The organism is Streptomyces sp. QH1-20, from assembly GCF_041283565.1.
Lineage (GTDB): Bacteria > Actinomycetota > Actinomycetes > Streptomycetales > Streptomycetaceae > Streptomyces > Streptomyces syringius.
The window spans coordinates 7,556,415-7,569,205 of record NZ_CP166299.1 but is presented as its reverse complement, the minus strand read 5'-3'; the positions used below and the strand labels follow the sequence as shown (position 1 = coordinate 7,569,205).

Here is a 12,791-nt window from a genome sequence, read left to right as displayed (position 1 = left end):
CGTTCTTCTCCAGGTCGCTTTCAGTTCGTCGTGCTCTCGGTCGCCAGTCGCAGCAGGCTCTCGGCGTCCATGTCGTCGATCGACTCGATCGGTGACGCGGCGTCGGGCGTGGCGGTGGCGGTCTCGGCTTCTTCGTTGGCGAGCTGCAACACCATGTCGAGCAGGCCCGCCTTGCGGAGCCGGCCGATGGGGACGGTGGTGAGGGCCTCGCGGATGTGCGCGTCCGGGTCGTCCGTCTTCTGTGCCGGAGCTGTGTCCGGGAAGAGGTACGAGCGCAGGCACTGGGCTAGCGCGGTCGGCGTCGGGTAGTCGAACACCAGGGCGGCGGGCAGGGCCAGCCCGGTCGCCACCCGGAGCCGGTTGCGCAGCTCGATGGCGGTCACGGAGTCGAATCCGACGTCGCGGAAGGCCCGGTCGGCGGGGATGGCGTCGGCCGCTTCGTGGCCGAGGGTGGCGGACGCCTCGACGCGGACGACGTCGAGCAGGGCACGGCCGCGTTCGGCGTCGGACAGCGTTTCGAGCCGTCGGCGCAGCGCCGACTCGTCACCGTCGTCGGCGGCGGGGGCTTCCTGGGCGGACAGCACCGCGCGGACTTCGGGGATGCCGGACAGCAGGGGGCTGGGGCGGGTGGCGGTGAAGCTCGGGGTGAACAGGTCCCAGTCCATGTCCGTCACCGTGACCTGGGTGTCGTCGTCGGTGAGGCTCTGCTGGAGGGCGGCGATGGCCAGAGACGGCTCCATGGACATGACGCCGCGCCGGTTCAGCCGGTCGTGCACCTCGGCGACCGTGGCCATGCCGGCCTCGGCCCACGCTCCCCAGGAGACGGCCGTGGCGGTCAGGCCCCGGGCCCGGCGGTGCTCGGCGAGGGTGTCGAGGAAGGCGTTCGCTGCGGCGTAGCCCGCCTGTCCGCCGCTGCCCCAGATGCCGGCACCGGAGGAGAACAGGACGAACGCGTCGAGGTCGAGGTCCAAGGTGGCCTCGTGCAGGTGGAGGGCGGCGGTCAGCTTCGAGCGCAGGAGCGCGTCGAGCTGTTCCAGGGTGAGGGACTGCGCGTCGGCGTCGCCGTCGGCGACCCCGGCGGCGTGGACCACGGCCGTGAGGGGGAGCTCGGCGGGCAGGCCCGCCAGCAGTGCGCGCAGCGCGTCGCGGTCCGCGGCGTCGCAGGCCGCGATGGTGACCTTGGCGCCCAGGCCCTCGAGTTCGGCGCGAAGTGCGGCGGCGCCGGGGGCTTCGGGCCCGCGGCGGCTGGTGAGGACGACGTGCCGGGCGCCGCGCTCGATGATCCACCGGGCGACGCGGCCGCCGAGGCCGCCCGTGCCGCCGGTGATGAGCACGGTTCCCCGCTCCCACCAGCGCCGTTCGGGACGGTTGCCGCCGGGGGCGGCGTGGACGAGCCTGCGGCCGAAGACACCCGAGGCGCGGAGCGCCATCTGGTCCTCGCCGTCCGGTGCGGCCAGGACGGCGCGCAGGCGGGCGGCGGTGCGCGGGTCGACGGTGTCGGGGAGGTCGATCAGCCCGCCCCAGCGGCCGGGCTGTTCCAGGGCGGTGACGAGGCCGAGGCCCCACAGCGCGCCCTGGACGGGGTGGGTGACCTTGTCGTCACGGCCGACCGCGACGGCGTCCCGGGTAAGGCACCACAGCGGTGCCTGGATTCCCGCGTCACCCAGTGCCTGCACCAGGGTCAGCGTCATGGCCAGCCCGTCGGGCACCGAGGTGAAGCCCGTATGCCGCTCCTCGACGAGGCCCAGCAGCGAGACCACGCCCGTGAGAGCGGGGGTGCCCTCGGCGGTGGCGGCCAGGAGTGCGGTCAGGACGTCACGGTCGGTGTCCTCGACGTCGACGCGGACGGTGTCGGGGCCCAGGGCGTCGACGACGGCCGTGGCCCACGGGTCGTCGGCGCTGCGTGCCGGTGCGACCACCAGCCAGGTGCCGGCCGGGGTCGTGGCGCCGGGCTCGCGGAGCCGGGTCCAGTCCACCTTGTAGCGCAGGGCGTTGGCCGCGGAGGCCTGCCGGGACTTGGTCCGCCACGCCGAGAGGGCCGGCAGCAGCGCGCCCAGGGAGGAGAGTCCGGTATTCCCGTCGACGCCGAGTTCACCGGCCAGGGTGTCCAGGTCGCCGTTCTCGACGAGCCCCCAGAAAGCGGTGTCCGCTTCCGTGCCGGTGCCGGGTCCGCCCGGGGCGGGCAGCGCTGCCTCCGGCCAGTACCGGCGGCGCTGGAAGGCGTAGGTGGGCAGCTCGACGGGGGCCGGGGAAGGAGACGCGGGGAAGGCCGCGCGCCAGTCGACGGGCGCGCCCTGTACGTGTGCCTCGGCGAGGGAGGTCAGGAAGCGCTTGGTGTCGCCCTCGTCGCGGCGCAGCGATCCCAGCGCCACCGCGGACTCGATCTCGGCGGCCTCCGCGGTCTCCTGTACGGCCCCGGTCAGGACGGGGTGCGGGCTGGTCTCGACGAAGAGCCGGTGCCCGTCGGCGAGCAGCGCTCGCGTCGCCCGCTCCAGCTGTACGGTCTGCCGCAGGTTGGTGTACCAGTAGGTGCCGTCCATGGCGGGCGTATCGAGCCGCTCACCGGTGACGGTCGAGTAGAAGGGCACCTTCGGCGCCCTGGGGGTGACCGAGGCCAGCAGGCGCGCCAGCTCGTCCTGGATGAGCTCCACTTGCGAGCCGTGCGAGGCGTAGTCGACCGCGACCGTGCGGGCGCGGATCTTCTCGGTCGCGCACTGCTCCTTGAGCTCGGCGAGGGCTTCGGGGTCACCGGAGACGACGACGGAGGACGGGCCGTTCACGGCGGCCAGGGAGAGCCGGTCGCCCCACGGCTCCAGAAGCGCGGTCACCTGCTCGACGGAGGCGGACACGGACATCATGCCGCCCTTGCCGGACAGGGCCAGCAGGGCCTTGCTGCGCAGTGCCACGACGGCCGCGGCGTCCGGCAGGGACAGGGCGCCCGCGACGCACGCCGCGGCGATCTCGCCCTGCGAGTGGCCCATCACGGCGGCGGGTTCGACACCGTGCGAGCGCCACAGCGCGGACAGCGCCACCATCATCGAGAACAGCGCGGGCTGGACGACGTCGACGCGCTCCAGCATCGCGGGGTCACCGGAGCCCGCCAGGACCTCGCGCAGCGACCAGTCGATGTGCGGGGCGAGGGCCTCGGCGCAGTCGTCCACGGCGGACCGGAACACCTCGGAGGTCTCCAGCAGTTCACGGCCCATGCCCCACCACTGCGAGCCCTGGCCGGGGAAGACGAACACCGGACCGGCGTCACCGGCGGCGGCGACGCCGCGGACGACTCCAGGCGTGGTGCCGGCCGTCGCGAGTGCCTCCAGGCAGCGGGTGAAGTCCTCGTGCGTCTCACCGAGCAGCACCGCGCGGTGCTCCAGGCGGGGCCGGGTGGTGGCCAGCGACCAGCCGACGCTCACGGGCGGCAGTTCCGGGCTGTCGCCCACACGGGCGAGCAGCCGGGCGGCCTGGTCGCGCAGCGCGGCGTCGGACTTCGCGGAGACCAGCCAGGGCACGACGCCCGAGTGGTCGGCGGTGGGTTCGGCCCCGTCGGCCCCGGTGTCCGGTGCCTGTTCGAGGATCAGATGGGCGTTGGTGCCGCTGATGCCGAACGACGACACACCCGCCCGGCGGGTGCGTCCTTCCGCCTGCCATTTCTCGGTGTCGGTCAGCAGCTCCACCGCGCCCGAGGACCAGTCCACCCGTGACGAGGGCTCGCTCACGTTGACCGTCCTGGGCAGGACGCCTTCGCGCAGGGCCATGACCATCTTGATGACGCCCGCGACACCGGCGGCGGCCTGGGTGTGGCCGATGTTGGCCTTGAGGGAGCCCAGCCGCAGCGGTGTCTCCCGGTCCTGGCCGTAGGTGGCCAGCAGGGCCTGGGCCTCGATCGGGTCACCCAGCTTGGTGCCGGTGCCGTGTGCCTCGACCACGTCGACGTCGGCGGGCGAGACACCCGCGTTGGCGAGTGCCTGGCGGATGACGCGCTGCTGGGAGGGGCCGTTGGGGGCGGTCAGACCGTTGGACGCGCCGTCCTGGTTGATGGCCGAGCCGCGGACGACCGCGAGGACCCGGTGGCCGTTGCGGCGGGCGTCGGAGAGCCGCTCCAGCAGGACGAGGCCGACGCCCTCGGCGAGGGTCATGCCGTCCGCGTCGTCGGAGAACGGCTTGCAGTGGCCGTCGGTGGCCAGGGCCCGTTGCCGGCTGAAGCCGATGAAGGGGCTCGGGGTCGACATGACGGCGACACCGCCGGCGAGGGCGAGCGTGCTCTCGCCGTTGCGCAGCGACTGGCAGGCCAGGTGCAGGGCGACGAGCGACGAGGAGCAGGCCGTGTCGACCGTGACCGCCGGGCCCTCCAGGCCGAAGAGGTACGAGACACGGCCGGAGAGCACGCTGGACGCGGTGCCGGTGGCCATGTACGTCTCGGACTCGGCCGCGTTCGGGACCCCGGAGGTGTAGTCCTGGTAGGTCGCGCCGATGAACGTGCCGGTCGAGCTGCCCCGCAGCGAGTCGGGGTCGATCCCGGCGCGTTCGAGTGCCTCGTGCGCGGTCTCCAGCAGCAGCCGCTGCTGGGGGTCCATGGCGACCGCCTCACGGGGGGAGATGCCGAAGAAGGAGGCGTCGAACTCGGCGGCCTCGTGCAGGAACCCGCCCTGGACGCAGTACGTCCGGCCGTGCCGGTCGGGGTCGGGGTCGAAGAGCGCCTCGGCGTCCCAGCCGCGGTCGGCGGGGAACTCGGAGATCACGTCGGCGCCGTCGACGAGCAGCCGCCACAGGTCCTCGGGGGTGTGCGCGCCACCGGGGTAGCGGCAGCTCATCCCGACGATCGCGATCGGTTCGTCGGTCGCGGCGGCGGACACCACGGGAGCGGCGGTGGCGGCGGTGCCCGCGATCTCGTCGCGGAGGAACGCCGCCAGGGCGAGGGGGGTCGGGTAGTCGAAGACCAGGGTGCTGGGCAGCCGCAGCCCGGTGGCGGTCACCAGCCGATTGCGCAGGTCGACGGAGGTGACGGAGTCGAAGCCGACGTCGCGGAAGGCACGCCGTTCGGGGAAGGCCTCACCGGAGGCGTGGCCGAGGACGGTCGCGGCCTGGCCGCGGACCAGGTCCAGCAGCAGACGGTCCCGCTCGGCGGCGGGCAGGGCCCGCAGCCGGGCGGCGAACTCCCCTTCGGCGCCCGCGCTCACGGTCGCCGCCACGGGCTCGGTCAGCCGCTGTACCTCGGGCACCTCGTCGAACAGCGTCGTGGGCCGGCCGGACGTGAAGATCGGGTGGTAGACGTCCCAGTTGACGTCGGCGATGGCGAGTACCGTCTCGTCGTCGTCCAGGGCGCGCCGCATGCCGGCCAGCGCCGGGCCCGCGTCGATGAAGCCGAGGCCGCTGCGGCGGATCTGGTGCGGGTCGAGCTCCGCGGCCTCGGCGTCGTCGGGCCACTTCCCCCAGTGCAGGGACGTGGCGGTCAGGCCACGGGCGCGGCGGTGGTCGGCCAGCGCGCTCAGATAGGCGTTGCCCGCGCCGTACGCGGCGTGCCGGCCACTGCCCCACATGCCGGTGATGGAGGAGAAGAGGACGAACGCGTCGAGTTCCTCGTCGTCCAGCAGTTCGTCCAGATGCCGGGCACCGGCGACCTTGGCGTGCACGACCCTGGCGAACTCCTCCATGGTGGTCTCGGCCAGCGACTCCAGCTCGATGACCGCCGCGGCGTGCACGACCGTCCGTACGGCGCGCCCGTCGGCCTTGAGGCCCGACAGCAGCCCGGCGACCGCGTCGCGGTCGCTGATGTCGCAGGCGACCGCTTCGGCCGCGGTGTCCAGCTCGGCGATCAGCTCGGCGGCGCCGGGCGCGTCCGGGCCCCGGCGGCTGACCAGCACGAGGTGTTCGGCGCCCTGGGCTGCGAGCCACCGCGCGAGGTCCGGGGCCAGCGCCCCGGAGCCGCCGGTGATCAGCGTCGTGCCGTGCGGCTGCCAGCCGCGTCCCGCGCCCTGGCTGCCGGCGGCGGCCCGGACCACCCGCCGGGTGAAGACACCGGAGGACCGGATCGCGAGCTGGTCCTCACCGGTGGTGCCCGTGAGGAGGGCCGCGAGCCGTCGGCCGGCGCGCTCGTCGAGCGTTGCGGGCAGGTCGATCATGCCGCCCCAGCGCTGCGGGTGCTCCAGCGCCGCCGTCCAGCCCACGCCCTGCACCTGCGCCTGCACCGGGTTGGTGACCAGGTCCGAACGACCGGTCGACACCGCACCACGCGTCAGGCACCACAGCGGCGCGTCGATACCCGCGTCGCCAAGAGCCTGGACGAGCGCGACGGTCAGGGCGAGGCCGGAGGCCAGCGCCGGGTAGGCGGTGCTCGGTTGTTCCGCCGCCGCCAGCACGGAGACGATGCCCGCTACGTCGTGGGCGTCATCGAGCCGGCCCGCGAGGACGGTGCGGTCGACGCAGGACTCGTCCAGGACCAGACGGCGCACCTCGGCGCCCTGGCCGCCCAGCGCGGCCACCACGTCGTCGTCCGCGATGTCTTCAGCCGTGACCACCAGCCAGCTGCCCGACAGCGAGGCCTGCGGCACACCACTGAGCGGCGACCAGGCGACCCGGTAGCGCCACGCGTCCAGCGCCGACTGCTCACGCCGCTCACGGCGCCACGACGACAGGGCGGGCAGCACGGCGGCGAGGGAGTCCTCGTCGATGTGCAGACGGGAGGTGAGCGAGCCCAGGTCCTCCCGCTCCACGGCGGCCCAGAACTCGGCGTCGGCGGGGTCCGCCGCGGCGAGGAGTTCGACCTCGTGCGGCATGGCCCAGAGGCGTTCGTGCTGGAAGGCGTAGGTGGGCAGGTCCACCCGGCGGGCTCCGGTGCCGGTGTAGAGAGACCGCCAGTCGACCGGCACGCCCCGGACGTACACCTCGGCCAGCGAGGTCAGGAAGCGGTACAGGTCACCCTCGTAGCGGCGCAGGGTCCCGACCGCGACGGCGTGCCCGCCGGCGTCCTCGATGACGTCCTGGACGGCCATCGCCAGCACGGGGTGCGAGCTGACCTCCACGAACACACCGTGGTCCGCGTCGAGGAGCGTCCGTATGCCGGCTTCGAACTCGACGGTGTTGCGCAGGTTGCCGTACCAGTACTCGGCGTCCATACCGCTGGTGTCCAGCCACTCCCCCGACACCGTCGAGACGAAGGGCACCTCGGACTCGCGGGGCCGGATCGGTCCCAGCTCGGACAGCAGCTCCTCGTGGAGGTCCTCGACCTGCGCGGAGTGCGAGGCGTAGTCCACCGCGATCCGCCGCACCCGAACGCCTTCGTCGGTGAGCCGCGCGAACAACTCGTCCAGGCCCTCCGGGTCACCGGAGACCACCACCGAACGCGGCCCGTTGACGGCGGCGACGGACACCCGGCCCGCGAACGCACCCAACCGCTCCTCGACCTCGGCCACCGGCAGGCCGACGGACATCATCCCGCCACGGCCCGCCAGCCGACGACCGATCGCTTGGCTGCGCAGCGCCACCACCCGGGCGCCGTCCTCCAACGACAACGCACCCGACACCACCGCAGCGGCGATCTCACCCTGCGAGTGACCCACCACCGCGTCGGGAGACACACCGTGCGCCTGCCACAACGCCGCCAACGACACCATCACCGCGAACGACGCCGGCTGAATGACGTCGACCCGCTCCAGGGACGGCGCACCCGGCATCTGGCGCAGGACGTCCGTCAACGACCAGTCCACGAAGGCGCCCAGCGCCTCGGCGCACTCCGCCAGCCGCTCGGCGAAGACGGGCGACTCCTCCAGCAGGCGGGCGCCCATGCCCACCCACTGCGAACCCTGGCCCGGGAACACGAACACGGTCTTGCCGTCGATGTCCGCGACGCCCTGGACGACGGCGGCGGCGGTCTCCTCGGCCGCCAGGGCACCGAGGCCCTCCCGCAGGTCGTCCATGCCGGCGCCCACCATCACGGCGCGGTGTTCGAACAGCGACCGGGAGGCGAGGGAGTACCCCACGTCGACCGGGCGGAGGCCGGGTTCGGCGTCCAGCCGGGAGAGGAGGTTCGCGGCCTGGTCGCGCACGGCGGCCGGGGCCCGGCCGGAGAGCACCCAGGGGACCACGGTGGGGGTGGTGTCCGTGGCCGGCGGTTCCTCTGCGGCGGGCTCACCGTCCCGCGGCGCTTCCTCCAGCACCGCGTGGGCGTTCGTGCCACTGACGCCGAAGGACGACACCGCGCAGCGGCGCGGGCGGTCGCCCGCCGGCCACGCGACCGACTCGGTGAGCAGTTCCACGGCGCCCGCCGACCAGTCCACATGGGACGAGGCGGTGTCGCTGTGCAGGGTTTTGGGGAGGATGCCGTGGCGCATGGCCATGACCATCTTGATGACACCCGCGACACCCGCGGCGGCCTGCGTATGACCGATGTTCGACTTCAGCGAACCCAGCCGCAGCGGCACCTCACGACCCTGGCCATAGGTGGCCAGCAGTGCCTGCGCCTCGATCGGGTCACCCAGCTTCGTCCCCGTGCCGTGCGCCTCCACCGCGTCCACATCGGCCACCGACAGACCCGCGTTCGCCAGCGCCTGCCGGATCACCCGCTGCTGCGACGGACCGTTCGGCGCCGTCAGACCGTTCGACGCACCGTCCTGGTTCACCGCACTGCCACGCAGCACCGCCAGCACCGGATGACCGTTGCGCCGCGCGTCCGACAGCCGCTCGACGACGAGCGCGCCGACCCCTTCGGACCAGCCCGTGCCGTCGGCCGCGTCGGAGAACGCCTTGCAGCGGCCGTCGGGGGCCAGGCCGCCCTGCTTGCTGAACTCGACGAACACGGCGGGGTCGGACAGGACGGTGACGCCGCCGACGACGGCGAGCGAGCACTCGTCGTCGCGCAGCGACCGCATCGCCACGTGCAGGGCCACCAGCGAGGACGAGCAGGCGGTGTCGACGGTGAGCGCCGGGCCTTCGAGGCCCAGGGTGTAGGCGAGCCGTCCCGACAGGACGCTGGCCGCGGTGCCGGTCAGCGCGTGGCCGTCCAGCTCGCCCGTGGCCCGGGCCGTGCCCGGGTTCCAGTGGTACGAGCCGACGAAGACGCCCGCCTGGCTGCCGCGCAGTGACAGCGGGTCGATGCCGGCCCGCTCCAGGGCTTCCCAGGAGACCTCCAGCAGCAGCCGCTGCTGGGGGTCCATGCCCAGCGCCTCACGCGGGGAGATCCCGAAGAAGCCGGCGTCGAAGTCGCCCGCCTCGTAGAGGAAGCCGCCCTCGTGGGTCGCGCTGTGGCCCTCGCCGTCGCCGGTCAGCGCGGCCAGGTCCCAGCCGCGGTCGGCCGGGAAGGCCGAGATGGCGTCGCCCTCGGACGCGACCAGGTCCCACAGCCCCTCCGGCGAGCTGACCCCGCCGGGGAACCGGCAGCCCATGCCCACGATCGCGATCGGCTCGCGGCTCTTGGACTCCAGTTCGTCGATGCGCTGGCGCGCACGTCGGAGGTCCGCGGCGACTCGCCTCAAGTAGTCGACAACTTTGTCCTGCTGGTCTTCCTGCACCGGTCCGTCCTCATCCCGTTATGAACGAAAGCTGTCGATCTTTAAGCGATTTCGAATTCTTCGTCGATGATGTCGAGCAGTCTGTCGACCGACGCTGTCTTGATGTCCTCTTCGGAGTCCTCGGGTAGCCCCGCCGGTCCCGTCAATTCCCGCAAGACGACGACGAGTTGGTCCAGGCGCGCGGCGATCGCCGCGCGCTCGGCGTCCGTACCGTCCGCCGCCGCGGCCCGCACCACGGCCTCCAGCGTGTCGAGTTCCCGGAGAGCCGACTCCGGGGAGCCGTCCATGAGGCGCGCCAGCAGATGGTCGGCGACCGACGCCGGGGTCGGGCAGTCGAAGACGAGCGAGCCGGGCAGCCGCAGCCCGGTGACGGCGCTCAGCCGGTCACCGAGTTCGACCGCGGTCAGCGAGTCGAAGCCGAGCTCCTTGAAGATGTGGTGGGCGCCGACGCGCCCCACGCCGCTGTGCCCGAGCACGGCGGCGGCCTCGGAGCGCACGAGGTCGAGCAGGTACCCGGTGCGCCGGTCGGCGGGCATCGACTCCAGCCGCTCGCCGAGCGGCAGTGCACGGCCGACCGGTGCGGGCGCGGGCCGCGCCTCACCCGGGTCACCGTCGGCCGTCGTGTGCCGCAGGGTGGTGTCCGCCCCGATCGGCCAGAAGCGCTCGCGCTGGAAGGCGTACGTCGGCAGGTCCACCCGGTGGGCGGCCGTGCCCTCGAACATCCGCAGCCAGTCCACCGGCGCGCCGATGATGTGCAGCCGGCTCAGCGCGGTCAGCAGGGCGGTCTCCTCGCCGCGGTCGTCGCGCAGCGCGGGTACCACGGTGAGGTCCGCCGCGCCCAGGCAGTCCCTGGCCATGGCGGAGAGGATGCCGCCGGGGCCGAGTTCGAGGGTGACGCCCACGCCGGCCGTGTGCAGTGTCGTGATGCCGTCGGCGAAGCGGACGGCCCGGCGTACGTGCCGCACCCAGTACTCCGGTGAGCACAGTTCCTCGGGCTCGGCGACGCGGCCGGTGAGGTTGGAGACCACAGGCAGGTCCGGAGCGGAGAACGTCAGGCCTTCGAGGACCGCGCGGAACTCCTCGAGCATCGGTTCCATCAGCGGTGAGTGGGCGGCCATCGTCACCCGCAGCCGTGAGGTCTTGCGCCCGTCGGCCGCCAGTCGTCCCGCGATCTCCAGGACCGCGTCCTCGGTTCCCGAGACAACCACCGACGACGGGCCGTTGACCGCGGCGATCGACACCGTCTCGGTCAGCAGCGGCAGCACCTCGGCCTCGGTCGCCTGGACGGCCACCATCGCGCCGCGGTCCGCGACCTCCTGCATGAGCCGGCCGCGCTCGGCCACCAGCCGGCAGGCGTCCTCCAACGAGAACACACCGGCCACATGGGCGGCCGCCACCTCGCCGATGGAGTGGCCGGCCACGAACTCCGGTGTGACGCCGAAGGACTCCACCAGGCGGAACAGCGCCACCTCCACCGCGAACAGGGCGGTCTGGGTGTAGCCGGTGAGGTTCAGCTCCTCCGGGTCGTCGCCCCACATCACCTCCCGGAGCGGGCGCGGCAGATAGCGGTCCAGGACGGACAGCGCCTTGTCCAGGGCGTCGGCGAAGACGGGGAACCGGCCGTACAACTCCCGGCCCATGCCGAGGCGCTGGCTCCCCTGCCCCGGGAACAGCACCGCGAGGGCTCCCGTGCCGTCCGCCGTACCGCGTGCCGCGAGGGCGGTCTCGCCCCGTGTGGCGAGCAGCACCGCACGGTGCTCGAACACCGACCGGCCGGCCGCCAGGGAGAAGCCGACGTCCACCGGTGAGAGCCCGGCGTCGGCGGCCGCCAGCGGCTTGACGCGGTCCAGTTGGGCGTCGAGCGCCTCCTCGGTGCGGGCGGAGACCACCCAGGGCACCACGGTGGGCTCCGGGCCCGAGCCCGGCTCCCGTACCGGCTCGTCGACCGGCGGGGCCTGCTCCAGCACCGCGTGCGCGTTGGTGCCGCTGATGCCGAACGACGACACCCCGGCCCGGCGGGCGCGCCCCGTCTCCGGCCAGGGCACCGTGTCGGTGAGCAGCTCCACGGCGCCCGCCGACCAGTCCACCCGTGCGGTCGGCGTACCGACGTGCAGGGTCTTGGGGAGGACGCCGTGGCGCATGGCCATGACCATCTTGATGACACCCGCGACACCCGCCGCGGCCTGTGTATGACCGATGTTCGACTTCAGCGAACCCAGCCGCAGCGGCACCTCACGACCCTGGCCATAGGTGGCCAGCAGTGCCTGCGCCTCGATCGGGTCACCCAGCCGGGTGCCCGTGCCGTGCGCCTCCACCGCGTCCACATCGGCCACCGACAGACCCGCGTCGGCCAGCGCCTGCCGGATCACCCGCTGCTGCGACGGACCGTTCGGAGCCGTCAGACCGTTCGACGCACCGTCCTGGTTCACCGCACTGCCACGCAGCACCGCCAGCACCGGATGACCGTTGCGCCGCGCGTCCGACAGCCGTTCCAGCAGCACCATGCCGACGCCCTCGGCCCAGGCCGTGCCGTCCGCGTCGTCGGAGAACACCCGGCACCGCCCGTCGGGGGCCATGCCGCCCTGCCGGGAGTGCCCGACGAAGGCGGTCGGGGTGGACATGACCGTCACCCCGCCCGCCAGGGCGAGCGAGCACTCCCCCGCGCGCAGCGACCGGGCCGCCCAGTGCAGGGCCACCAGGGAGGAGGAGGCGGCCGTGTCCACGGTGATCGCCGGGCCCTCCAGTCCGAGGGTGTAGGCCACCCGGCCGGAGGCCACGGCCGGGGACAGTCCCGTCAGGGAGTGCCCTTCCAGGTCCTGGGCCGAGCGCTGGGTGACGAGCGCGTAGTCCTGGCCGTTCGTGCCGACGAAGACCCCGGTGCGGCTGCCGCGCAGGCTCACCGGGTCGATCCCGGCGTGTTCGACCGCCTCCCAGGACACCTCCAGCGTCAGACGCTGCTGCGGGTCCATGCCCAGCGCCTCCCGCGGGGAGATGCCGAAGAAGCCGGCGTCGAAGTCGGCCGCGTCGTAGAGGAAGCCGCCCTCCCGGGTGGCGCTGGAGCCCCGGCCGGTACCGGCGAGGGCCTCCAGGTCCCAGCCGCGGTCGGTGGGGAACGCGGAGATCACGTCCTGGCCGGAGGCGACCACGTCCCACAGGTCCGCGGCCGACCGCACGCCGCCGGGGTAGCGGCACGCCATGCCGACGATCACCACCGGGTCGCCGGCGTGCGCTCCGGCCCCCTGATCGCCCGCACCGCAGGACGCGCTGTCTGCTCCGCTCGTCATGACG

Annotated in this window: 2 protein-coding genes; both read right to left on the bottom strand. The window is 73.5% G+C overall.

Going from position 1 to position 12,791, the window contains the following annotated elements; translation table 11 throughout:
* Positions 1–20 precede the first annotated feature (20 nt).
* Positions 21–9,503, bottom strand: a complete 9,483-nt coding sequence (locus tag AB8O64_RS33525; protein WP_370423433.1) for a type I polyketide synthase — start codon at positions 9,501–9,503, stop codon at positions 21–23.
* A gap of 41 nt (positions 9,504–9,544) precedes the next feature.
* On the bottom strand, positions 9,545–12,676 hold the full coding sequence (locus tag AB8O64_RS33520) for a type I polyketide synthase (protein ID WP_370424050.1): 3,132 nt from the start codon (positions 12,674–12,676) through the stop codon (positions 9,545–9,547).
* Between the last annotated feature and the right edge of the window lie 115 nt (positions 12,677–12,791).